The sequence below is a fragment of the Amycolatopsis sp. lyj-112 genome (assembly GCF_046549055.1).
Lineage (GTDB): Bacteria > Actinomycetota > Actinomycetes > Mycobacteriales > Pseudonocardiaceae > Amycolatopsis.
In genome coordinates this window covers 108,562-129,802 of the sequence record NZ_JAJPWS010000015.1, presented here as the reverse complement: position 1 = coordinate 129,802, position 21,241 = coordinate 108,562, and the positions used below count along the sequence as shown (strand labels likewise).

The 21,241-nt window shown below is 68.7% G+C and carries 25 protein-coding genes; 19 read left to right on the top strand and 6 right to left on the bottom strand.

Annotated elements, in window-relative coordinates:
• Positions 1 to 83: 83 nt before the first annotated feature.
• From ACLJRL_RS34640 to ACLJRL_RS34590, 11 genes are all read left to right on the top strand, one after another.
• Entirely contained in the window at positions 84 to 881 is a 798-nt protein-coding gene (locus tag ACLJRL_RS34640; RefSeq protein ID WP_410660578.1) for an MlaE family ABC transporter permease, read from the top strand.
• Complete coding sequence (locus ACLJRL_RS34635) at positions 881 to 1,753, top strand: MlaE family ABC transporter permease (protein ID WP_410660577.1); 873 nt, start codon at positions 881 to 883, stop codon at positions 1,751 to 1,753. Before ACLJRL_RS34640 ends, ACLJRL_RS34635 begins: the two co-directional genes overlap by 1 nt.
• Positions 1,750 to 3,012: an MCE family protein gene (locus ACLJRL_RS34630; protein ID WP_410660576.1), complete on the top strand. Its 1,263-nt coding sequence runs from the start codon at positions 1,750 to 1,752 to the stop codon at positions 3,010 to 3,012. The genes ACLJRL_RS34635 and ACLJRL_RS34630 overlap by 4 nt, the downstream gene beginning before the upstream one ends.
• On the top strand, positions 3,009 to 4,022 hold the full coding sequence (locus tag ACLJRL_RS34625) for an MCE family protein (RefSeq protein ID WP_410660575.1): 1,014 nt from the start codon (positions 3,009 to 3,011) through the stop codon (positions 4,020 to 4,022). Before ACLJRL_RS34630 ends, ACLJRL_RS34625 begins: the two co-directional genes overlap by 4 nt.
• The gene (locus tag ACLJRL_RS34620; protein ID WP_410660574.1) at positions 4,019 to 5,011 is read left to right on the top strand and encodes an MCE family protein; all 993 of its coding nucleotides are present in this window, start codon (positions 4,019 to 4,021) and stop codon (positions 5,009 to 5,011) included. Before ACLJRL_RS34625 ends, ACLJRL_RS34620 begins: the two co-directional genes overlap by 4 nt.
• Entirely contained in the window at positions 5,008 to 6,102 is a 1,095-nt protein-coding gene (locus ACLJRL_RS34615) for an MCE family protein (RefSeq protein WP_410660573.1), read from the top strand. The genes ACLJRL_RS34620 and ACLJRL_RS34615 overlap by 4 nt, the downstream gene beginning before the upstream one ends.
• A complete protein-coding gene (locus ACLJRL_RS34610; protein ID WP_410660572.1) occupies positions 6,102 to 7,148 on the top strand; it encodes an MCE family protein in 1,047 nt (348 codons plus the stop codon). Before ACLJRL_RS34615 ends, ACLJRL_RS34610 begins: the two co-directional genes overlap by 1 nt.
• Positions 7,145 to 8,320: an MlaD family protein gene (locus tag ACLJRL_RS34605; RefSeq protein ID WP_410660571.1), complete on the top strand. Its 1,176-nt coding sequence runs from the start codon at positions 7,145 to 7,147 to the stop codon at positions 8,318 to 8,320. Before ACLJRL_RS34610 ends, ACLJRL_RS34605 begins: the two co-directional genes overlap by 4 nt.
• Positions 8,317 to 9,003, top strand: a complete 687-nt coding sequence (locus tag ACLJRL_RS34600) for a hypothetical protein (RefSeq protein WP_410660570.1) — start codon at positions 8,317 to 8,319, stop codon at positions 9,001 to 9,003. The genes ACLJRL_RS34605 and ACLJRL_RS34600 overlap by 4 nt, the downstream gene beginning before the upstream one ends.
• A 1,041-nt stretch (positions 9,004 to 10,044) precedes the next feature.
• A complete protein-coding gene (locus ACLJRL_RS34595; protein WP_410660569.1) occupies positions 10,045 to 11,019 on the top strand; it encodes a hypothetical protein in 975 nt (324 codons plus the stop codon).
• Positions 11,020 to 11,326: 307 nt separating this feature from the next.
• Complete coding sequence (locus tag ACLJRL_RS34590; RefSeq protein ID WP_410660568.1) at positions 11,327 to 12,004, top strand: hypothetical protein; 678 nt, start codon at positions 11,327 to 11,329, stop codon at positions 12,002 to 12,004.
• A 15-nt stretch (positions 12,005 to 12,019) separates the two neighbouring features.
• On the opposite strand, the gene ACLJRL_RS34585 is transcribed toward ACLJRL_RS34590, so the two are convergent.
• Entirely contained in the window at positions 12,020 to 13,246 is a 1,227-nt protein-coding gene (locus ACLJRL_RS34585; protein ID WP_410660567.1) for an alkaline phosphatase, read from the bottom strand.
• 244 nt (positions 13,247 to 13,490) lie between these two features.
• On the opposite strand from ACLJRL_RS34585, the gene ACLJRL_RS34580 reads away from it, so the two are divergent.
• The 7 genes from ACLJRL_RS34580 to ACLJRL_RS34550 all read left to right on the top strand — a co-directional run bounded on the left by ACLJRL_RS34580 (position 13,491) and on the right by ACLJRL_RS34550 (position 17,119).
• Positions 13,491 to 13,952 (top strand): Asp23/Gls24 family envelope stress response protein, encoded by a 462-nt coding sequence (locus ACLJRL_RS34580; RefSeq protein WP_410660566.1) that lies wholly within the window; start codon positions 13,491 to 13,493, stop codon positions 13,950 to 13,952.
• Positions 13,953 to 13,993: 41 nt separating this feature from the next.
• Positions 13,994 to 14,170, top strand: coding sequence for a hypothetical protein (locus tag ACLJRL_RS34575; protein WP_037321503.1), 177 nt, complete (start codon positions 13,994 to 13,996; stop codon positions 14,168 to 14,170).
• A 5-nt stretch (positions 14,171 to 14,175) separates the two neighbouring features.
• Entirely contained in the window at positions 14,176 to 14,562 is a 387-nt protein-coding gene (locus tag ACLJRL_RS34570; RefSeq protein WP_410660565.1) for an Asp23/Gls24 family envelope stress response protein, read from the top strand.
• Positions 14,559 to 15,086, top strand: coding sequence for a DUF6286 domain-containing protein (locus ACLJRL_RS34565; RefSeq protein ID WP_410660564.1), 528 nt, complete (start codon positions 14,559 to 14,561; stop codon positions 15,084 to 15,086). Before ACLJRL_RS34570 ends, ACLJRL_RS34565 begins: the two co-directional genes overlap by 4 nt.
• Positions 15,083 to 15,649, top strand: a complete 567-nt coding sequence (gene amaP / locus ACLJRL_RS34560; RefSeq protein WP_410660563.1) for an alkaline shock response membrane anchor protein AmaP — start codon at positions 15,083 to 15,085, stop codon at positions 15,647 to 15,649. Before ACLJRL_RS34565 ends, amaP begins: the two co-directional genes overlap by 4 nt.
• Positions 15,650 to 15,719: 70 nt before the next feature.
• A complete protein-coding gene (locus ACLJRL_RS34555; protein WP_410660562.1) occupies positions 15,720 to 16,154 on the top strand; it encodes an ATP-binding protein in 435 nt (144 codons plus the stop codon).
• A gap of 29 nt (positions 16,155 to 16,183) precedes the next feature.
• Positions 16,184 to 17,119 (top strand): SDR family NAD(P)-dependent oxidoreductase, encoded by a 936-nt coding sequence (locus ACLJRL_RS34550; RefSeq protein ID WP_410660561.1) that lies wholly within the window; start codon positions 16,184 to 16,186, stop codon positions 17,117 to 17,119.
• Positions 17,120 to 17,192: 73 nt separating this feature from the next.
• Here ACLJRL_RS34550 and ACLJRL_RS34545 read toward each other — a convergent pair whose 3' ends face one another.
• From ACLJRL_RS34545 to ACLJRL_RS34535, 3 genes are all read right to left on the bottom strand, one after another.
• Positions 17,193 to 17,909 (bottom strand): anti-sigma factor domain-containing protein, encoded by a 717-nt coding sequence (locus ACLJRL_RS34545; protein WP_410660560.1) that lies wholly within the window; start codon positions 17,907 to 17,909, stop codon positions 17,193 to 17,195.
• Positions 17,906 to 18,502: an ECF RNA polymerase sigma factor SigK gene (gene sigK, locus ACLJRL_RS34540; RefSeq protein ID WP_410660559.1), complete on the bottom strand. Its 597-nt coding sequence runs from the start codon at positions 18,500 to 18,502 to the stop codon at positions 17,906 to 17,908. The genes ACLJRL_RS34545 and sigK overlap by 4 nt, the downstream gene beginning before the upstream one ends.
• A gap of 121 nt (positions 18,503 to 18,623) precedes the next feature.
• Positions 18,624 to 19,085, bottom strand: coding sequence for a MarR family winged helix-turn-helix transcriptional regulator (locus ACLJRL_RS34535; protein WP_410660558.1), 462 nt, complete (start codon positions 19,083 to 19,085; stop codon positions 18,624 to 18,626).
• A gap of 93 nt (positions 19,086 to 19,178) precedes the next feature.
• On the opposite strand from ACLJRL_RS34535, the gene ACLJRL_RS34530 reads away from it, so the two are divergent.
• Positions 19,179 to 20,357 (top strand): cytochrome P450, encoded by a 1,179-nt coding sequence (locus ACLJRL_RS34530; protein ID WP_410660557.1) that lies wholly within the window; start codon positions 19,179 to 19,181, stop codon positions 20,355 to 20,357.
• Here ACLJRL_RS34530 and ACLJRL_RS34525 read toward each other — a convergent pair.
• Positions 20,347 to 20,553, bottom strand: coding sequence for a CsbD family protein (locus ACLJRL_RS34525; protein ID WP_410660556.1), 207 nt, complete (start codon positions 20,551 to 20,553; stop codon positions 20,347 to 20,349). The two genes, ACLJRL_RS34530 and ACLJRL_RS34525, sit on opposite strands and share 11 nt — an antisense overlap.
• A 128-nt stretch (positions 20,554 to 20,681) precedes the next feature.
• Complete coding sequence (locus ACLJRL_RS34520) at positions 20,682 to 21,182, bottom strand: ATP-binding protein (protein ID WP_410660555.1); 501 nt, start codon at positions 21,180 to 21,182, stop codon at positions 20,682 to 20,684.
• Positions 21,183 to 21,241: the final 59 nt, after the last annotated feature.

Sequence of the window (21,241 nt, the reverse complement as noted above, 5' to 3'; positions counted from 1 at the left end):
CCATAACGCTTGTTGCGTAACCTGCGTTACGTTGACTCGTTCTTACCGCAGAGTAGGTAGCCGGGCGCAGGCAAGGGGGCCGCATGACAGCACCTGCACGATGGCGCACCGGCTCGGTCGCGGAGATCGGGATCCTGTTCGGTTTCGCCGCCGACACCCTGGTCGCGGCAAGGTCGGCGATCGTGCACCGGCGGTTCAACGTCCGCGAAACCCTGAACCAGATGTGGTTCCTCGCCGGAGTCACCGCGCTGCCCTCGATCCTGGTGATGATCCCGTTCGGCGTGGTGGTAGCCGCCCAGGTGGGCTCCCTGACCGCGCAGATCGGCGCGCAGAACTACAGCGGGGCCGTGGTCGGGCTGCTGATCGTCGGGCAGGCCGCACCGCTGGTCTGCGCGCTGATGATCGCCGGTGTCGGCGGCTCGGCGATGTGCGCCGACCTCGGCGCCCGCACCATCCGCGAGGAGACCGACGCGCTCGAAGTGATGGGCCTTTCGGTGCTCGAACGCCTCGTGCTCCCCCGTATCGCCGCGGCCGTGGTGATCACGATGCTGCTGGACGGTCTCGTGATGGCGGTCGGCATCTCCGCGAGCTTCCTGTTCCAGGTGACCGTCCTGGACGTCCCCGCGGGCAGCTTCCTGGCCACCATGACCGATTTCGCCCATCTGTCGGACTTCCTGGTCTCCCAGGTCAAGTCGGCGGTGTTCGCCCTGCTCGCGGCCGGTGTCGCCTGTTTCAAGGGAATCACCGTGAAGGCCGGGCCGGCCGGTGTCGGCAACGCGGTGAACGAGGCGGTGGTCCTCGCGTTCCTGCTGGTGTTCCTCGCCAACGTCGGGATCGGCGAGCTCTACGCCTTGATCTCCCCCGCGGACGGGGGTTTCTGATGTCCGTCCCGCTCGTCGGTTTGCTCGGCACGCTCGGCCGGAAGGCTCGCCCCTGGTGGCGCCGAGGGCTGGGCGCGGTCACCGAAGCCGGTGCGCAGTTCACCTTCTACCTGCGGGTGGCGGCCGAGATACCTCGCGCCGTGGCCGACCATGGGCGGCATATCGTCCGGCTGGTCGCGGAGATCAGCTTCGGTTCGGCCACCCTGCTCGCCGGCGGCGGCACCATCGGGGTCGTCTTCGCGATGAGTTTCGTGACAGGCTCACAGATCGGCTTCGAGGGCTTTCGCGGCCTCGACCTGGTGGGCCTTTCCCCGTTGTCCGGCGCGATGTCGGGCCTGGTGAACACCCGCGAACTGGCACCCGTCGTGGCCGGGATCGCCCTCGCCGCGAAGGTGGGCACGGGATTCACCGCGCAACTGGGTGCGATGCGGATCGCCGAGGAGATCGACGCGCTGGACGCGATGTCGGTCCGCTCACTGCGGTTCCTGGTGGCCACCAGGATGGTCGCCGCCTTCATCGCGGTCATCCCGCTCTACCTGGTCGGCCTGTTCGCGTCCTACGTGGCGACCCGGTTCATCGTGGTCACCGCGAACGGCCAGTCCGGCGGGAACTACGACTACTACTTCCACCTCACCGTGCCACCGCAGGACATTCTCCTGTCCCTGGCGAAGGCCTTGGTGCTGGCGATGCTCGTGACCCTGGCCCACTGCTACTACGGCTACACCGCCGGCGGCGGCCCGGAAGGTGTCGGAACGGCCGCGGGCCGCGCACTGAGGACCAGCATCGTGCTGATCATGGTGGCCGACATCCTGCTGTCGTTCGCCTTCTGGGGCGTCTATCCGACCCTTCCCGGATCGGGGGCGGGTGGATGATGGCGCGCAGGTTCACCAGCGCCAGGACGCTCGCCTTGCGCGGTATCGCCGGAATCGTCACCGGGGCACTGGTCATCGTGCTCGTGGTCGCGTACGGCGCCGGGGCGCTCAGCGCCGATCCGTCGGTGACCTCGGACATCCCCGCCCAGAGCGTCGGCATCATGGAACGGTCCACAGTGGAGTACCGGGGCGTGGTGGTCGGGACCGTCGAAGCGGTGCACAGCGACCACGCTCGCACGCGGCTCACCCTCCGGCTTTCCCCCGGCCAGGTCGAGAACATCCCCGCCGGGGTGCGCACCAGGATCCTGCCGCGCACCTTGTTCGGCGACCAGTACGTGGACCTGGCGCCGCCCGAGCGCCCCGGCGGCGGCAGCCTGGACACCGGCCGTCCCATTCCCGCGGACACCTCCGGCGAGACCGTCGAGTTGTACACGGCCTTCAAGCGGCTGTTCAGTGTCCTCCAGTCCGTGCAGCCCGCGAAGATCAATACCGCGCTGGCGGCGGTGAGCCAGGCGCTCTCGGGCCGCGGAGCCGACCTCGGCAAGCTGATCGACCAGGCCTACGACCTCACCGCGGACGCGCCGGGCCTGCTCACCACGTTCAGCGACACCCTCGGTTTCGTGGCGGATCTCAGCGAGCAACTCGACGACGTCGCACCGGAAGGCATCCAGGCGCTCAAGAACGCGACTGCCCTCTCCCAGGAACTCCTCCGGCAGAAAGCCAACATCGAGGCGCTGCTCAGCGGCGGCCTCGAACTGATAGGGCAAGGGCAGAAACTCCTGGGGGACAACAAGGATCGCGTCATCCGCCTGGTTGGCGCGGGCGGAAAGGTCACCAGCACGCTCGCCGACAACGCGAAAGGGATCACCGACCTCTACGGAAGTTTCGGCATGCTGATGACCAATATCGCCGGTGTGGTCGGTAACGGCCACACCCTGCCGGTCGATCTCGACGTCACGCTGGACGGCGTGCAGCCGTACACCGCGGCCGACTGCCCGCGCTACGGCCTCCTGTCCGGACCCAACTGCGGGTCTGTCCCGAAGCAACGGCAAGCACCGCCCCGAACGGACGCCGTCGTCGCTCCCCCGTCCTTCGGCGGAGCGTCCGGCCCGGTGGGCAGTGACGCCGAAGCGAAAGCCCTCACCCGGTTCGCGGACGGGTTGTCAGGCCAGCCGCGGCCGGATCCGGGCGCGCGCACCGGGATCCTCGGGCTGCTCGCGGGCCCGATCCTGCGCGGGACCCAGGTGCTGATGCCATGAGGACGCTGCGTGGCATGGCGCCGACCCTGGTCAAACTCGGTGTGTTCACCACGATCTGCGGGCTGTGCACCGTGCTGGTGGCCAACACCCTGACTCGTCCGTTCCAGACGGACACCGCCGGTTTCACCGCCGTCTTCAGTGACGCGCTCGGGGTCAAACCCGGCAGTGACATCAGGATCGCCGGCGTCCGGGTCGGCGAGGTCGGCTCCGTGATGCTGCGCGAGGGCAAGGCGCTGGTGTCGTTCGAGGTGACCACCGACCAGAAACTGCCGTCGGACACCGGCGCCGCGGTGCGCTACGCCGATCTGCTCGGCGCGCGGTACATCGCCCTGCTCCCGGGGCCCGGGGCCCAGGGCTCGCTCGCCGAAAACGCCACGATCCCGCTGGAGCGCACCACACCCGCGCTCGATCTCACGACCCTGTTCAACGGGTTCAAGCCGATCTTCGACGTTCTGCAGCCCGCCGACGTCAACCAGCTGGCCAAGGAGATCGTCGCGGTCTTCCAGGGTGAAGGCCCCACCATCAACGCGCTGCTTTCGCGGATCGTCTCCCTGACCGACACCTTCGCCGGGCAGGACAAGGTGATCGGGCAGGTGCTGGCCAACCTGCAGCCGGTGCTGGACAGCACGATCGGGCACGCCCAGGACTTCAAGGATCTCATCGCCGGGCTCGGCGCCCTGGCCGGCGGGCTGGCGGGCGACCGGAAGCTCATCATGGACGCGCTCGACAGCGGAGCCCGGTTGGCCAGAACCGTTGCCGGAGTGGTGGAACAGACGCAACCTTCGATCAACCGTGACCTGAAGTCGCTGTTCACGCTGTCCGGGAAACTCGACGAGAACAAGAAACCGATCGTCCAGGCCCTGCAGGATCTGCCCAAGCTGCTGGGCAAGGTCGACACCATCCTCGGCTACGGCGGCTGGGCGAACATCTACTTCTGCAACCTCGGCATCGAGATCATCGGCCCGCCGGTGGACATCGGCAGCGGCCCGCATTCGGAGGTGTGCCGGTGAGGAGAACCTTCCGCGAACGCGATCCCGCCAAGCTCGCCGGCGCGGGGCTGTTCCTGCTGATCACCGCGGTCGCGGCCGCGATCGTCCTGCCGCAGGTCGTGTTCTACCAGCGCACCACCGATTACGCGGCCGAACTGGCGAACGCCTCCGGGCTCCGGCCGGACGACCAGGTGTTCATCGCGGGGGTGCCGTCCGGCCGCGTGCGCACCGTCGAACTCGCGGGTGACCGGGTGCGGGTCGGCCTCCGGCTCGACCACGACCAGACGCTGGGCGCGGCCACCACGGCCGGCGTCAAACTGCAGACCATCCTGGGGAAGCGGTACCTCGACGTCCAGCCGCGGGGTGACGGCCGGATTCCCGCGGGCGGCACGATCCCGCTCGCCCGGACCTCGGTCCCGTTCTCCTTGGACGACCTCGGCCGCTCGGCCGCCAAGACCACCGAGCAACTCGATCTCGGTGCGCTCAAACAGATGATCAGCACTCTGCGGCAGAACACCCCGGACGCGAACCTGGCCGCACAGGCCCTGCGAGGCGTCGGCGCGGCGACCACCGTGTTCGACAAGTACAGCGAACAGCTCAAGGGCCTGCTGGCCGGCGCCCAGTCGGTGACCGGCACCCTGGTGAGCCAGCAGGACAGCCTGGTCAAGCTGCTCGGTGACGCCGACCTGATCACCAAGGCCCTGGTCGATCGCAAGGCCACCCTGGAGACCCTGATCGCCGATCTGGCCTCGTTGAGCACTCAGGTACGGTCCTTTTTGGACACTCACCGGCCGATCGTGAAACCCTTGCTGGACCGGCTGGAGACGGTCTCGAAGACCCTGGCCGAGAACCAGCGGCAGATCGGCCGGACGCTGGACCTGCTGGCTCCGGCCGGCCGGTATCTCGCCAACGCCGGCGGCAACGGTCCCTGGCTGGACGTCACCGGACCGGCGGGCCCGGTTCCGGACGACATCCTCTGCGCCCTGGGTGTCGTGAAGGGATGCAAATGAACGCGGCCGCACGGGTGCTGGCCCTGCTCTGTGTCGCCACCCTGCTGGTGAGCGGCGCGATCCTCGCCCTCCGCCCGGCACCGGCCTTCACCATCGTGGCGGAATTCCCGCAGGCGGACGGGATCTACCCCGGCAGCAAGGTGGGGGTGCTCGGCGTGCCCCTCGGCGAGGTCACCGCCGTGGAACCGCTCGGGGCCAAGGTCCGGGTCAGCCTTTCCCTTCCCGAAGGCACCAAAGTGCCCGCCGACGCGCAGGCCTGGGTGATGTCGCCGGCCGTGATCAGCGATCAGTACGTCGAGCTGACCCCGGCCTACACCGCGGGCGCCACCCTGGGCGACGGTGGCGTGATCCCGGCCGGACGCGCGCACGCGCCGGTGAAGTGGGACAGCCTGATGGCGTCGCTGAACACCTTGCTCACCACGTTCGGCCCCGAGCCGGGGAAAACGACGGCGCCACTCGGCGAACTGCTCGACTCGGTGGCGAATCTGTTGCACGGTAACGGGCCCGCGTTCAAGGACGCGATCACCCACGTGGCCCAGGCGAGCGGTTTCGTGGCCGGTGAACTGCCGGACGTGGCCGCCTTCCTGGACACGCTCAAGGCACTGGTGAGCACGCTGGACAAGAACAAGAGCACCGTCGATTCGGTGACCGGCTCGGTGAACCTGGCCGCGGCGGAGTTCGGCAAGCAGCAGGAGACCATCGCCACCACGATGTCGAACCTTTCGGTGGCCCTCACCGACGTCGCCGATCTGGTGAAGAACAGCGGTGGCACGCTGAGCACTTCCTTGTCGCAGCTGAACAACGTGGTCGCGGACGTCGCCGCCCACGGGCCGCAGATAGCCGAGATCCTCGACACGCTGCCTCTGGGCGCCCAGAACCTCAGCCGGGCGGTGTCCGAGGACGACCGGCTCCGCACCCGGCTGGACGTGTCCACGAACCTTTCGCAGTTCGCGGCCGGGAAACAGCTGTGCGAGAAGTTCCCCATCCCGCTGTGCTCGGGTGCGGGGCTGATCAACCCGGTCCGGTTCCCGCCGTCGGTGAACGATCCGCTCGGCCTACCTGTGCCACCAACACCGCAAGGAGGCAAGTGATGCGCGGCAAAGCGATCGGCCCGCTTCTGCTGGCGGGGCTGCTCGGCGGCTGCGGGGTGAGCCTGCAGAGTCTCGACGCGGTGACCGGTGTCGACGGGCCTTCCTACCGCGTCACCGCGGTCTTCACCGAGATCTCCGGCCTGCAGGTGGGCGGCGACGTCAAACTCGGGCCCGCCGCGGTCGGCAAGGTGCTCTCGACCCGGTCCGAGAACTTCCAGGCCCACGTGCTGATCGAACTGCGGGACGACGTCCGGCTGCCGCGAGGCACCCGCGCCGAGCTGAAACTGAGCACGGCGCTCGGTGCCCAGTACGTGGACCTGCGACCACCGCAGCGATCGGGCGGTGAGGTCCTGGCCCCCGGCGCCGTCATCCCGGCCACCGACACGGCACGCGGACCGGATATCGAGAACACCCTCGCCGTGCTCGGAACGGTCCTCGAGAACAGCGGGTTCGAGCAGGCTAAAACGATCATCACCGAACTCAACACCATGCTGTCCGGGCGCGAGGGCAAGATCCGTGAGCTGCTGACCCGTATCGAGGGCATTCTGTCCACATTGGATGGCCGGACCGCCGATTTCAAGCGCACCCTGGATTCGCTCAACCGGCTGAGTAAGACCGCCGCCGACAACAAGGCCCTGCTGGACGACGCCTTCGCCCAGATCACCCCGGCGGTGAACATGCTGCACAGCCAGCAGGGCTCCCTGAACGCGATGCTGGCGAGCCTCACCCCACTCGCGAACACCGCCGGTGAGACCCTCGGCCGCACCAAGGATTCGATCACCGGCATGGCGCGCGATCTCGGCCCGATCCTCGACGCGTTCAACGGGTTCGCCGGTGACCTCGGCCGGACACTCGGCACCTTGAAGACGGTCAGCGGGGTGCTGGACAAGACGATTCCGGGCGACTATCTCAACATCGACCTCAACGTCAACGTGCCGGGCTCGCTCGCGTCCCTGTTCACCTCGTTCCTCGGCGGCGCGCCCGCCGCCGCGGGCGCGCCCGTTCCCGGCGGCGCCGGGCAGCCCTTGCTGGGAGGGACCCGATGAGGATTCGCGGCGGCACCAGGCTGCCCCTGGTGCAGATCGCCCTGTTCCTGGTGATCGGCGTCGGCTGCTCGATCTACCTCGGCGTCACCGCGGTCGGCCCGGCGGAGTTCCGGGACGCCACGCACGTGACCGTCCAGATGTCCGACGCGGGCGGCATTTCACCCGGCGCGCCGGTGACCTACCGCGGGGTGCAGGCCGGGACCGTGGACGCGGTGCGGCTGCGCCCGAACGAGTCCGGTGTGGACATCGAGATCAGCTTCGACAGCCGGTTGCGGGTACCCGCCGACACCGCCGTCGCCGTGGCTCAGGACACCGCGGTCGCGCTCAAACACCTGGACCTGCGCCCGGCCGCGGACAAGGAGCCCTACCTGACCGACGGCGCGATCATCCACTCAGGACAGACGACGAAGGTGCTGCCTCTGCAGACCGTTCTGGTGAACCTGATGCGGCTCACCGACAGCGTCGACCTGGACAAGGTCTCCTTGATCGCCGACGACCTGTCCCTCGGGTTGAACGGGACAACCGCGCAGCTCGAAGAACTCATGGCCAACGGCAGTGAGATCGTCGCCGGGCTCAACTCGATGCGGCCCACCGTCACCGATCTGCTCGGCGACGCCAAGGACTTCCTCGGCGAAGGCACCACGGCGCGCCTGCCCCGGCTGGTGAGTTCGCTCAACCGGATGACCGGTGAACTGCGCGGCCTCGTCCCCCGAGTGACGCCGCTGCTGGAAAAGGCACCTGAGCTGGCGCGGCAACTCGTTCCGCTGCTGCGGGCGAACCAGCCGGTGATCGGCGCGCTGCTGGCCAATCTGGTGTCCCCGCTCGAAGTGACCGCCGACCGCGTCTCAGCCCTGCGGGCCCTGCTCACCGACGGTCCGGACGGGCTCGGCGCGCTCGCGAGCATCGCCAGAGACGACCACGCCGCGTTCACTCTGGTGCTCGCGCAGGGCAGCATCTGTTACTACCCCGTCGAGCGCCGTACGCCGACCGACACCGCGGCGAGAGAACCCGGACTCGACTTCCACTGCCCCGGCGGCCAGAAGGACGGCGCAGGGGTACGCGGTGCGGCGAACGCCCCGAGACCCGGTGGGCCGACCGCACCCCCACCCGGCGGGCCGAACCCGTCGTCCGGCGACTCCTGGTCCTCCCTGTATCTGCAAGGAGCACGATGATGAAGAACTCCCAGGTCAAGACCGTTACCCGCCGGGTGGCCGGCCGCACGCCCGCCGCCAGGGAAACCACCCGCGTCGTTCCGTCGCCGGTGCCGAGGAGGCCGAAGGCACAACCGCCCTCCGAAGAAACCGAACCTCTCGAAGGGGTGGAGGTCCCCGAAGAGGACGCGGACGAGGAAACCCCGCCCGGCCAGGCCGGGCTCAAGGCTGCGCTGCACCCGCGCCGGATCATCGCGGGTGTCCTGGCTCTGCTGCTGGTGGGCGCGGCCGCCTACGCGGGATGGCAGTGGTACCGGCAAGAACAGCTGGCCACCGCGCGGGCGGAGGGCTCCGCCGCCGCCGGCCGCTACGCCGTCGACCTGACCAGCTACGACTTCGGCAAGCTCGACGAGAACTTCAAGACCGTCGCCGGGAATTCCACCCCGGCCTTCGCCCAGCAGTACCAGGACACCACCAACGGCATCAAACCTCTTCTGCAGCAGTACAAAGCGGTGTCCAAGAGCACGGTGCTGCAATCCGGGATCGTCAGCGCGACCACCGAGCGGGTGGTGGTCGCGCTGTTCGTCAACCAGACGATCACCAACACCAACAGCCCGCAAGCGCGCGTCGACCGGGGCCGGGTCGAGCTCACCTTGGTCGAACAGGACGGCCGCTGGCTCATCGATGCCCTGCAACTGCGGTAAGCCCCCCGTTCAGGCCGTCGGGATCGTGGAGACGGTGGGAAGTCGGCCGACGAGCAGCAGATCCTCGCGAATAGCGATCTTGCGAGGCCCAATATGTGAAGCACCGAATTCCCTGCGGTACAAGAACTTTGCACCGCGCAACCCCTACTTTCCCACTAAGGCAACATTTGCGCGCCACATCGGCTAGTGTCGCCAATGGGCGAGTGGCGCACCTGCGATGCACACTAACAACCCCTCACCAGCAATTCGGCCATGCTCATCGCATGAAAGCCAGCGTTGGCGCGTCGACCCCATATGGCGGACGACTGGTGCGCCGTGCGGGCATTGACATCGTCATAATGCTGACCAGCGACTACCGTCACACTGGGCCAGTCTGGACAGACGGGCGCCCAGTGGACAACAACCGGACAGATCATGGTCAAAAAGATGACATTCAGCGACTTTGCAGGCCCTATCAGCAATCCTGTTGTCGCGATCTGTCTATTGACCTAGGCGCGTCGCCGAAGGGGCCCCGGGGTTGCAGCCGGCGGCCCCTTCAGTCTGTTACCGCATCACTACTCAGCGTAGTCCCTCTACCGATCTTGAACACTCTGCGCAAGACTCAGCCTGTCCACGCGGCCGGAACTGCAACTCCTGCCGCACCTCAGTGGATACGACGCCTAGGTCAATGTCAGAGAGGATCTCGCAGTCCCATGTCACTAGCACCCAAGGATCAGCCCTGCACTCCCGATCCAATTCCTAGAGCGCATCGCAGTTACCCGTGGGATACGATAATCATCGTGATCATGATCCAGGTCTTCACCGGATTCTTGATCATTCGCGGGTTTACGTTGGAGGCCGCCCTCGCCGCCGCCGGGGGGAGCTGCCTGCTCGCAGGACAATTCGGGCACGGGTTCAGCAGGTTCCAGTCACGGAGGATTGCTTGAGCGCGGCCGCGCGAAGGACGCCTCCTACGGTCTCCAGAAACACAACTAGCGGGACCAGCCTCCGCGCGGCCGACCTCTTATCGGACGAGACGCCGGCATCCATCGGAGTTCAGCGATGAACGTCAGCGCCGCAGACATAGGCGCGGAACTCAAACTACTCCGCCGAGGAAGGGGCATCTCCGCACCGCAGATCAGCGAGCGAATCGGACCTGCCCTGAGGGCTATCTTTCAGATCTCGGATCATGAAAACAACGCGGCGATCCGACAGAAGGCCTCGGAGGGCTTGCTGACTCTGACTTCTGCATTGCCAGATGACCTACGTGTCGCCGTGCTTGCAGCCTTCGCACTCCACGAACAGGCACAGAATGCGTTCTACCAGGACCGAGTTCGACGAGTGGCTAGCTTGTTGGGTCGAGACGACCGCACGGCTCGCCGCCGTATCGATGAAGGTATTGAGCACCTTGCGATACTGGCAATGGACGCAGCGCAAGCCCGAGAACCTGTGCGCCCGAGCCGAATGTGGCACACCCAAGAGCTACGAGTAGCGGTCGCCCTCGACCAACAGACGGCCGAGGCGTTCGAGTTCCGCCGGATCGTCGCAGATTCCGATAACATCTCCGAGCTCGACTTAGCAATGACATTGGCCTCACGGACGAGTGAAGGCGGCAACACTCAAGAAGACGTGAAGATTGACGTCTTCCATGGTGGACGCCTGACCACTCGCGCCATGGAATCGAGCGAACGGATCGGACTAGGACTTCAGCTGCCGAAGGCGCTTGAGCGCGGCGAACGACATGACTTCACGTTGCGAATCCGCGCTTTGCTGCAACACACGCATTTCGTCTGCGTACCCCGGCACCCGGTCGACCTGTTCGATCTGCACATCCGCTTCGCCCTACCTGTCACAGTCCAGGTCGTCCAACTGGACAGAGTCTTTCAAGACGACGTCCGAGACGGCGACACAAGCGGCCTGCAGCTGACGCCTGACGTTGCGGGCGAAGTACACGTGAGGTTTAGGGGCCTCGCACCCGGATTCGCGTACGGCGTCCGGTGGAGTGCGACAAGCGCCACCGGAATCCAGACCCACTGAACGCACTCATTCTCACGCTCCGTCACGTTCCACCCCACCCAGCCGGCGCTACGATGCCGTGCGTCACCTGGCCGATCGCGAACACGAACACCAGGTCGGAGTACAGCTCGACCCACCCGACGCGCTCCCGTCGCCCGCGCCTCCGGCCTTTGCCTTTGCCTTTGCCTTTGCCTTTGCCTTTGGCGGATGCCCTAAGGCGCCGGTGTTCACCCGATCGGCGTTCCAGTGCGACTTGACTATGCCCCGACGGCACACTTTCTACTGGGGGCGACAGTCGTGAGCCGTTCACCGAAGAGGGAAGCGAAGCATGGTCAAGAAGCTGAGACAGCGCTGGCAGCTCGGCAAGGTCCGGCCGGGGGACGGAAGCGCGCTCGCCGAGTACCGGCTCTGGCAGGTCTTCTCCCGTTCGCTGTTTTTCCTCGAACTTCCCGCCCCCGCGGGCAAGAGCAACGCCTACGCCGTCGACGTCCGCTACCTCGCCGACGCGAAGACCAAGAAGCAGCACCACGCCGCCGCCGGGCGCAGCCCTGCCGCGCTGTACCGGGACGGCGTCCAGATCAACCGGTCCAACCTCCCGACGACCTTTCCGGTGGACGGCGGCGTCATCGAGGTGGCCACCAGCGCGTTCGGGCTGAAGCGCATGCACTTCGTCTCCGACAGCGGCGGCGAGCAGGCGCTGCGCCCCCACCATCGTTCCCAGGAAGGACTACGGGCCCGGTTCGGGCAGCGGTTCCCCCGGACCAGCGCCCTCGTCGGCGCGGTGACCCTGACCATCCTCCTGGCCGCGCTCGCCCTCGGCCTTCTCCACGGCATCGAGACCGTCACCAAAGTCCCCGTGATCGCCGAGCACGTCGGCACCTTCACCGCACCGATCCGGCTCCCCGGATGGGCGACCATCACCATGACCGCCGCCGGAGCCCTCTCCGCCGTCGAACGCGCTTTGAGGCTCCGGTACAACCGGCTGATCGATTCCGTCACGGCCTGATCGGAGCGAGAGGCTTCACAACCTCCCGGCCTCCCGCATCACGTGATAGACCTCGGTGTTCTCGACCGTGCCGCCCAACCGGGCGGAACCGGGCCCCTCGGCGTTGACCGGGGTGTCGGCACCGGTGTGGTCGTGCGTCGTCCAGTCCACGGTGAACTCGAGCTTCGAACCCGGGATCGCGAACGGGCCGTCCTGGTTCTCGTGCTCCGGACCGGTTTCCGACGAGTCGTAGTTCTCGATGCTCAGGCCGCCGGTCTCGTGGTCGCCGCCGATGATCACCAGCGTGTCCGGATGCGTGCGGACGAACCGCATGACCTCGGCGACCGTGGCGTCGAGCGAACGGCCGGCGTCGATCACGCCGTGCGCGTTGTTCTCGTGCGACATCCCGTCGGTGCCTTCTTCCTCCAGGAACAGGAAGAACCCGCGCGGATTCTTCGACAGCGTGTCCAGCGCCTTGCGCGCCATCTGCTGCAGGGGGACCCGCGGCGCGTACTTGCCGACGCCGTCCGGGCCGTAGTCGATCATGTCCTCGTTCGCGAACAGGCCGAGGAGCCGGTTCGCGCGCGTGTCCCGCAGTTCATCACCGTTGCGCACGTAGGTGTAGCCCGTTCGCTGCGCGCGTTCGACCAGGTTGCCGTACGGGCTGCGGCTCTCCTCCCCCGGCTTGTCCGGCCAGAGCCCGGGGTTCCCCTTCGGGTACCACCAGTCTTCGCCGCCGCCGAGCAGGACGTCCGGGCGGCTGTTCTCGATGTACTGCTTGGCGATGTCGCTCTGCGAGTCCCGGCTGGGCACATGCGCCGCGAACGCCGCCGGCGAGGCGCCCGTCACCTGCGCGGTGGTCACCAGCCCGGTCGACTTCCCCGCCCGTTTCGCCCGCTCCAGCACCGTCTCGAGTGGACGGCCTTCGGCATCGACTCCGACGGCGCCGTTGCGCGTCTTGTGCCCCGTGGCCAGCGCGGTGGCCGAGGCCGCCGAGTCGGTCACAATCTCGTCGGGGTCGTCCGAGGAAGTGCGCACCAGGCCGGTGACGGCGAGCTTGTCCAGCGCCAGTTCGCCGTGTTTTCCCTTCAGCGCCAGCCGGAGCAGGTTCCGCTGCCCGAGACCGAGGCCGTCACCCTGGATGTAGATGATGTTCCGCGCCACCCGGGCGCCGGCCTCCGCCGTCGTCGTCGGTGCGACGGCGGCGGAGCCACCGCACAGAACCACCAGTACCGCCGCTGCCGCCAGACCACGTCCGCGCACGTCGCCTCCCAAACCCGAGTTAGTTAGGAACCTTTCCTAACAGAGAACTCGCGAGAAGACCAGGGCCGGCCATCCGGTACCTGAAGACGACACCCCGAAGAGATACCCACTGTCCGTGAGATCCAGACCACACGATCGTGTCGTGACGATCTTGGCGCGACTGGGTCTATGGGGTGTGGAAGCGAAACGGGACATCCCACGGAACTTCCCGGACAGCAACGGAATCCGAACCGAGGAGATTGCGATGACGACCACCGCCACCACCCCCGCCAAGGCGAACTCGAACTCCGCTGCCGAGAACGGCGCGCTCAACTCCGCTCAAGGCGTGACCACGATCGCCGACACCGTCGTGCAGAAGGTCGCGGGCCTCGCGACCCGTGAGATCACCGGCGTCCACGCGCTCGGAGGCGGCGCCCAGCGGGCCTTCAACGCGCTGCGCGAACGCATCCCGGGCGCCACCGCGTCCGCCGGGCAGGGCGTCTCCGTCGAGGTCGGCGAGCGCCAGGCCGCGGTCGACCTGCAGATCGTCGTCGAGTACGGCGTCGCGATCGCCGACCTCGCGAAATCGGTGCGGCGCAACGTGATCGGCGCCGTCGAGCAGATGACCGGGCTCGAGGTCGTCGAGGTCAACATCACCGTGTCCGACGTCCACATCCCGGGCGACGACGACACCGACGAAAGCACCGAATCCGGCCGAGTCCAGTGACCCGTGGCGCCGGTCCGCGCGCCACAGCAAGGAGAACGTTCATGAACGCCACTCATCTCGGCCTGTTGACCGGTCTCGTGCTCGGCGTGGCCGGCGCGTTCGGCGGGTTCGGCGCCTTCCTCGTCGTGCTCGTCCTCGCCGCCCTCGGCCTGCTGGTCGGCCGGTTCCTCGACGGCAAGCTCGACCTTTCGGCCCTGGCCGGCCGCGACCGGGGCTGACCGCCATGACGACCATGACCGCCGCCTCGCCGGAAACGGCCGGGCGGGGCGGGCTCACCGTGGCCGGCGGTGCCGTCGAGCGGATCGCCGCGCGGGCGATCACCGAACTCGACGGCATCGGCGGCGCGGCGTCGCGGGTGCTCGGGATCGCCGTCGGCGGCGAAGACCTCGAACACGGCGCGAAAGTGAGCGCGAACGTCACCGCCGAAACGGCCACTTTGGACGTCCGGCTCTCGGTGAAGTACCCGCTTTCGGTCCGCGCCACCACGGAAACCGCGCGGGAGCACCTGATCCGGCGTGTCGGTGAACTCACCGGGCTGACCGTCACCCAGGTCGACTTCACGGTCACCGCTCTGCATGCCGCGGAGCCCGAATCGAGGAGGGTCCGATGAAACGGCGCCCCCGCCGCAGCCTTCCCGCCGTGCTCGTCGCCCTCGTGGTGCTGGCCGGCTGTGTCCTGGCCGCCACCGTCGCGGTCCAGCTGATCATCGGGGAGAAACCCTGGATCAGCTACGACTCCGTGGCGTCCGCGCTGCACGGCGTCCGCTGGAGCGATCCGCTCCCGGCGCTCGCCGGCGGTGGCGCCGCGCTGCTCGGGCTGATCCTGCTCGTCAGCGCGGTCGTCCCGGGCAGGCCGACCGTGCTGCCCCTGGACGGCAGCCCGGACTCCGGCGCCTCCCGGCGCAGCTACCGGTCGACGCTGCGCACCGCGGCGTCCACAGTGGACGGCGTCTCGGGTGCGAAGCTGAAGGTCAAGCGGCGCAAGGTCGTCTCGGTGGTGACCACCGGGCGCACGAACACCGCCGGGCTCGCCGACGCCGTCCGCGCCGCCGTCGAGCACCGCCTCGCCCAGATCGGCCCCGCCACCGTCCCGGCCGTACGCGTCCGGGTCAAGGCCACCAGGAGCCCGTCATGACCGACCTCAACCGTCCCGCCCGGCTGAACCGCACGCTGCTGATCCTGACCGGGCTCGTGCTGCTGGCCGGTGGCGCGTTCGCCGTCGGCACCCATTTCGGCGGGATTCCCCTGCTCGAACCGGACACAGCACTCGTTCCGGGCACGGCGATGCCGCCCACCTGGGCCTGGTACGCCGTCGCCGCGGGCGCGGTGGTCCTCGGGCTGCTGACACTGCGCTGGCTCATCGCGCAGCCCGTGCGCAAACCCAAGAGCCGCACCTGGCGGTTCGACGAGGACGCGGGCCATACGACGCTCGCCGCGAGCACCGCGGTGGAGCCGTTCGCCACCGAGATCGCGGCCTACCCCGGCGTGCACGACGCGCATGCCACGCTCGGCGGCACGCAGGAGGCGCCGGTACTGGCCCTGGTGGTGAGCGCCGAGCAGGACGCCGATCTGGCCGCCGTCCGCGAGCGCGTCACCGAGGAGGGGCTCCCGCGCCTGCGCCAGGCCCTGGACCTCGACACTCTTCCGACGACCATCGAGTTCCGCTTCTCGGCCAAGGCCGGGCCTCGCATCCAGTAGGCGCCCGTCCGCGACGCCTTCGGTGACGAACACCTTGCGAGAGGTGTTCGGCGAAGGGGAGCTGGGTGCGATGAGTGGTGGGCAGGCGGATCTCGAAGCCGAACTGGAGCGGCTGTGCCGCCGGGTCGCGGGCGCCGCGGAAGTCGCCCTCGACCTGGGTGATCGTCCCGACCTGAGGCGCGTCCGGTCGGTCGTGGCCGAGCACCTCGGCTTCGGCCGCGGCAAGGCCGAGCCGCTCGGCGCCCTGCTCCTGGTGATCGACGAACTCGTCAGCAACGCCTATCGGCACACCGCCGCGCCGGGTGATCTCCGGATCACCCGGCGCCTTCGCGGCTTCATGGTCGAAGTCTCCGACGGCGATCCTGACCTGCGTTCAGCGTCCGCGGCGCAACACCACGGGCTCCGGCTGGTCGGTCAGCTTTCCCGCGATTGGGGTTTCCGGGCCGAGCCGACCGGGAAAACGGTCTGGGCACTGGTTCCCGCACAGATGTACTACGAGATGTGAACCGACCGCCCCGATCAGAGGAGTCCCGCATGTCCGCCGTGACCAGGGCCGCCGACACCTTGCTCGACCGGACGCTGCTCGGGTACAGCAGCATCGGGCACCTTCTGCGCAAGCGATGGTGGCCCGAGGACCCGCGGCCGGACGCGCTCGCGGGCAAGGTCGCCGTCGTGACCGGTGCGAAGGCCGGCCTCGGCAAGGCCACCGCCATCGGGCTGGCGAAACTGGGCGCGACCGTCCGGATCGCGGTCCGCGGCGACGGCGACGCCGCCCGCGCCGAGATCGAACGCGCCGCGCCCGGCGGACAGGTCGTCGTCGACCACTGCGACGTCAGCCTGATCTCGTCCGTGCGCGACTACGCCAAGAACCTCGACGGCGAGGTGGACATCCTCGTCCACAACGCCGGTGTGATGCCTTCGGAACGCCGGGAAACCGCCGAGGGCAACGAACTGATGCTGGCCACCCACGTGCTCGGACCACATCTGCTGACCGCGTTGCTGCGCCCGAAGTTCGCCGACGGCGCGCGGGTGATCTGGATCAGCTCCGGCGGCATGTACGGCCAGCCGCTGCGCGCCGACGACCTGCAATATCGCGAGGGCGCCTACCGGCCGGCGGCCGGATACGCGCGCACCAAACGGATGCAGGTTGTCCTCGCCGAACTCTGGGCGGACGAACTGGACGGCTCCGGGGTCACGGTGCACAGCGCCCACCCCGGCTGGGCGGACACGCCCGGCGTCGCGACCTCACTGCCGACCTTCCAGAAGGTGACCCGGCCGATCCTGCGCGACGCCGAGCAGGGCGCGGACACCTTCGTCTGGCTCGCCGCGGCCGAAGAACCGGGCCGGTACAACGGGATGTTCTGGCACGACCGGGCCCAGCGGCCGACGCACTACCTCGGCAAGACCCGGGAAACCGCCGCGCAGCGCCACGAGCTGTGGCAGTCCTGCGGGCGGCTCACCGGCCTCTAGATCTCGATGCCGTGAAGGCCCCTTGAGGGACTCTGAGTCCCTCAAGGGGGCCTTCACGGACCTGCTTTAGTGGCTAGACGAGGGAGAGCATCGCGACGGCCGGGTTGGTCGGCGTCCGCGAACCTCCCGCGGGCTCGGCGGTGATCCCGACCCGGTCGATGCCCTGCGGCAGATCCGCCAGCATCGGCCGGGTCCGATGTGGACCGTCCTCCGTCATCAGCCCGGCCGAGTGCACGCCGCTCGCACCGATGAGCCAGACCTGGTAGACCCGGCCGGGCGCGAGTGGCGGCAGGTCGTTCGCCAGCACGACGACCTTGCCCTGGCTTTGCGAGATCACCACGCTGGTCGTCCCGGCGCCCTTCACCGTCGAGGCGTCGGGCGCGGTGAGCACGGTGTTCACCGCGGCGAGTTGCTGCTGGGCGGGGTCGCCGCCCGGTTCGGTGGTCGTGGTGGCCAGGCCGAACACCAGCGCCGCGACGGCCGCCGCCGCGGCACCCAGCAGGGCGATCCGCACGGACGGCTTCTTCACCGGCTCGGCGCGGCGGACCGCCGCCACCAGCGGCGGCCACTGCCGAACGTGCGCGATCTCGGTGAGGGTCACCTCCCGCAGCCGAGGCGGGGGTGCGCCGGCGACCGCACTGCCCAGGCGGGCCGCGGTCTCCCGCAGTTCCCGGACCTCCTGCCGGCACGCGTCGCAGCCCCGCAGATGCCGCTTGAACGCCACGGCCTCCTCGTCCGGGACGGCGTCCACGGCGTAGGCCCCGGTCAGTGTGTGCAGTTCCGCCGTCATTGCCCCACCCCCAGGCAGTCACGCAGCCGGATGAGTCCATCGCGGATGCGGGTCTTCACCGTGCCGGGCGCGGTCTTGAGCACTTCCGCGACCTCCGGGTAGGTGTAACCGTTGTAGTAAGCGAGCACGACCGATTCGCGTTGCAGATCGGTCAGCGCCGACAGGCACTGACGCACCCGCTCCTGTTCCAGATTGGCGATGGTGGACTCGGCGACCTCGTCGAAGGGACGCCGGAAATCGAGCCGTCCCGCGCGGTCGTCCCGATCGAGCGCCGCCTGATGCGAACGCACCCTGTCCACGGCTCGCCGGTGCGCGATCGTGAGCACCCAGGCCAGGGTGCTGCCCTTGCCCGGTTTGAACCGGGCCGCCGTGCGCCAGACCTCCACCAAGACCTCCTGGGTCACCTCCTCGGCGAACGTGCCGTTGCGGACGACCCGGTTCACCACTCCCCACACCGGTCCCGCCACCACGTCGTACAGATCGGCGAACGCCTGCTCGTCCCCGGCCGCGACCCGTTGCATCAGGCTCGCTTCGGCCGGCTCCGCTCCGGTGCCGCCGTTTTCGCGCAGACTCGTCCGCACACCCTCGACCATCAAGCTGCCTCCACCTCACCCGACGCCCGGCTACGCGGTGCCATGACGTCTGACAGTGATTCGGGGCCGCGGCGCCCGCGGACTGGTCAGGTGACGGAATCCACCCGAACGGTGCCGGGTGCTACTCGGCGAGCAGTCCGTCCATTGTGGATCGCAGGTTCCGCAGGAAGGACTCGAACCGCTCGATCTCCTCCGCCGGGTATTCCGCCACCAGCCCCGCGAGCCCGGCACTGAACGGGCCGAAGAACTCGCGCGCGGGCCCCTGGATGTCGGGGCCGCTGCGCAGGGTGACCACCCGCCGGTCGGTGCTCTCCCGGGTCCGCACCACGTAACCGAGACCTTCCAGCCGGTTCAGCAGGTTCGTGGTCGCGCCGGAGGTCAGTGAGACGCGCTCACCGAGACGGGCCGGGGACAGCGGCGAGCCGGTGTCTTCGGCGTAGAGGATCTCGACCAGGGCGGCGGCGTCGGTGGAGTGCAGGCCGAGCCAGTCCGCGAAACGGCGGGTGAACTCGGTGTAGTTCGCCCCGAAACCGCGGAGACCGTCCAGCATCGACGCGGTCCGCGCCGCGACCTCATCCTCCATCGACGGTTCTCCTCCTCGTTCCAGGTGCTTTGACAACCTACCGGCCACGAATATACCTTCATTGTGAAGCTACTTTCTCATGAAGGAGTTGCGTTGCTCCCCGACCCGTTCGCCGCGACGACCCGCGGTATCACCGAGCCCGACCCCGCCCGTGCCGCGTTGCGCGCCGCCGGTCCCCTCGTCGAAGTGCCCGCCCCGGCGGGCGGAAAGGCGTGGATCGTGACCGAGGAGGGCCTGGCCCGAGAGGTCCTCTCCGACCCGCGCATCGCCAAAGACCCCGCGCTCGCCCCGGCGGACTGGATCCCGCTGCTGGCCGGGCTCGAGCAGACGGCCGCCGAGCAGCCATCCCTCACCACGCTGGACGGACCGGACCACACGCTGCTGCGGCGCGCGCACGCCCCGCTGCTCAGCGCCAAACGCATTCAGGCGCAGTCCGGCCGGATCCACGAAATCGCCCGTGAGCTGCTGACGGACCTCGGCAGCGGCCCCGTCGACCTGATGGACGGATTCTCCACCCGCTTCCCGCTCACCGTGCTGCTCGACCTGCTGGGAATCCCGCTCGACCTGCTCGACGACGCCGTCGACGCGTGCCGCCGAATGTCCAGCCCCGAACCGGGCGCCCAGGGCAAGGCCATCGCCGCGATCGCCGAGCTGGCGGCCGCGGGCCTGACACCGGACCGGAACGGGCTCGCGGCGGAACTCCGCGACCGGGTCCCGCCCGGGACGACCGAAAACGACCTGCGGTACCACCTGTTCGGGCTGATCTTCGCCGGGCAGCTGACCACCGACGCGTCACTCGGTTTCCTGTTCGCGAGGCTTCTCAACGGGGACGAGACACCCGAGGACGAACTCGTCCGCGAAACGCTGCGGGAGCACCCGCCCGCCCCGTTCACCCTCTGGCGGTTCACCACCACCGAGATCGACCTCGCCGGGACCCGGCTCCCCGCCCGGTCACCCGTGCTCGTCGACATCCAGGGCATCAACACCGATCCCGCCCGGAGACCCGGCCCGGACCTGGCTTTCGGGGCGGGCGCGCACTTCTGCGTCGGCGCCCAGCTCGCGCAGCTCGAACTGCGGGCGGCGGCGGCGGTCCTGCGCACCGACTTCCCCCAGGCGCGGCTCGCCGTACCCCACGCCGAACTCCGGCAGTCGTTCCTCGGCGGTATCCAGGGCACACGGCTCGTTGGCCTGCCGATCGTCCTGCGCGATCGAAAACGGTCCGGGGCCGCGGAGAACCGCCGCCCCGGACCGGAAGGACCCGCTACTTCTTGAAGACGTCGCGGACCTTGTCCGCCGCGTCGCCGACGGCGTCCTTCACGTTCTCGACGGCGCCCTTGAGACCGGCCTTCGCCTGGTCCGTCTGGCCCTCCGCGCGCAACTCTTCGTTGCCGGTGGCGTCGCCGGCCGTCTCCTTGGCCTTACCGCCGAGTTCCTCGGCCTTGTTGCTGATCTTGTCGCCCAACGACATCGAGACCTCCTCCGTCCATGGCGCTCGGATCGGGCGCCGTACACAGTAAGGACAGCCCGCTCGCGGGATTCGTCATGCGCACGAACGGGTGATCACGCTCACGCCCTCGGTAAAAGCGCGTGAAGGGCTCAGCCGGACCAGCCGCTCAGCCGGGACAGGAGCCGTTCGAGGACCTCGGGATCGGCGCCGACGGGATCACCCGAGACGGGCTCGTCCACCAGGGTCCGGCGGTCTCCCCGGCGCGGCAGCTGCACCTGTCCGGCGGACAGGCCGCCGGGCAGCGGCAGCTCGCACCAGATGGTCACCCCGTCGGTCTCGCACGGCACCACCCCGGTCCGTTCGCCTGGTGCGGGCGTCGGCGCCGCGAGGCCGGCGAGGCCGTGATCGACCTCGATGACCAGCACGTCCGCCTGGAGCCGCAATCTCAGCGTCAGGAACGGCGGTTCCTTCGGATCAGCGGCGTCGACGAGCGCGCCCACCAGTCTGGCGGCGGCGGTCTTCGCCTGATCGAGTAACGGCCGCAAGGACCAATCCGACAAGATGAGGCGGACGAAGAGCTCGGAGCACAACACGGCATTCGGTTGTGCCACCAGCCGGAGGTCGTCCACCTGGGAGGTGCGCGCGCTCAAACCCTCGCCTTCCGCGTCGACGTGCGAGCGTGCATCATGCCACCCCATCCGGTGACGGA

What these genes read in the sequence shown, in the direction of transcription:
- ACLJRL_RS34595 (WP_410660569.1), top strand. Translation starts at nt 10,045, where the DNA reads ATGAACGTCAGCGCCGCAGACATAGGCGCGGAACTCAAACTACTCCGC.
- ACLJRL_RS34565 (WP_410660564.1), top strand. Translation starts at nt 14,559, where the DNA reads ATGAAACGGCGCCCCCGCCGCAGCCTTCCCGCCGTGCTCGTCGCCCTC.
- ACLJRL_RS34525 (WP_410660556.1), bottom strand. Translation starts at nt 20,553, where the DNA reads ATGTCGTTGGGCGACAAGATCAGCAACAAGGCCGAGGAACTCGGCGGT.
- ACLJRL_RS34640 (WP_410660578.1), top strand. Translation starts at nt 84, where the DNA reads ATGACAGCACCTGCACGATGGCGCACCGGCTCGGTCGCGGAGATCGGG.
- ACLJRL_RS34550 (WP_410660561.1), top strand. Translation starts at nt 16,184, where the DNA reads ATGTCCGCCGTGACCAGGGCCGCCGACACCTTGCTCGACCGGACGCTG.
- ACLJRL_RS34535 (WP_410660558.1), bottom strand. Translation starts at nt 19,085, where the DNA reads ATGGAGGATGAGGTCGCGGCGCGGACCGCGTCGATGCTGGACGGTCTC.
- ACLJRL_RS34605 (WP_410660571.1), top strand. Translation starts at nt 7,145, where the DNA reads ATGAGGATTCGCGGCGGCACCAGGCTGCCCCTGGTGCAGATCGCCCTG.
- ACLJRL_RS34555 (WP_410660562.1), top strand. Translation starts at nt 15,720, where the DNA reads ATGAGTGGTGGGCAGGCGGATCTCGAAGCCGAACTGGAGCGGCTGTGC.
- ACLJRL_RS34545 (WP_410660560.1), bottom strand. Translation starts at nt 17,909, where the DNA reads ATGACGGCGGAACTGCACACACTGACCGGGGCCTACGCCGTGGACGCC.
- sigK (WP_410660559.1), bottom strand. Translation starts at nt 18,502, where the DNA reads ATGGTCGAGGGTGTGCGGACGAGTCTGCGCGAAAACGGCGGCACCGGA.
- ACLJRL_RS34625 (WP_410660575.1), top strand. Translation starts at nt 3,009, where the DNA reads ATGAGGACGCTGCGTGGCATGGCGCCGACCCTGGTCAAACTCGGTGTG.
- ACLJRL_RS34630 (WP_410660576.1), top strand. Translation starts at nt 1,750, where the DNA reads ATGATGGCGCGCAGGTTCACCAGCGCCAGGACGCTCGCCTTGCGCGGT.
- ACLJRL_RS34610 (WP_410660572.1), top strand. Translation starts at nt 6,102, where the DNA reads ATGCGCGGCAAAGCGATCGGCCCGCTTCTGCTGGCGGGGCTGCTCGGC.
- ACLJRL_RS34580 (WP_410660566.1), top strand. Translation starts at nt 13,491, where the DNA reads ATGACGACCACCGCCACCACCCCCGCCAAGGCGAACTCGAACTCCGCT.
- ACLJRL_RS34570 (WP_410660565.1), top strand. Translation starts at nt 14,176, where the DNA reads ATGACGACCATGACCGCCGCCTCGCCGGAAACGGCCGGGCGGGGCGGG.
- amaP (WP_410660563.1), top strand. Translation starts at nt 15,083, where the DNA reads ATGACCGACCTCAACCGTCCCGCCCGGCTGAACCGCACGCTGCTGATC.
- ACLJRL_RS34575 (WP_037321503.1), top strand. Translation starts at nt 13,994, where the DNA reads ATGAACGCCACTCATCTCGGCCTGTTGACCGGTCTCGTGCTCGGCGTG.
- ACLJRL_RS34635 (WP_410660577.1), top strand. Translation starts at nt 881, where the DNA reads ATGTCCGTCCCGCTCGTCGGTTTGCTCGGCACGCTCGGCCGGAAGGCT.
- ACLJRL_RS34590 (WP_410660568.1), top strand. Translation starts at nt 11,327, where the DNA reads ATGGTCAAGAAGCTGAGACAGCGCTGGCAGCTCGGCAAGGTCCGGCCG.
- ACLJRL_RS34615 (WP_410660573.1), top strand. Translation starts at nt 5,008, where the DNA reads ATGAACGCGGCCGCACGGGTGCTGGCCCTGCTCTGTGTCGCCACCCTG.
- ACLJRL_RS34600 (WP_410660570.1), top strand. Translation starts at nt 8,317, where the DNA reads ATGATGAAGAACTCCCAGGTCAAGACCGTTACCCGCCGGGTGGCCGGC.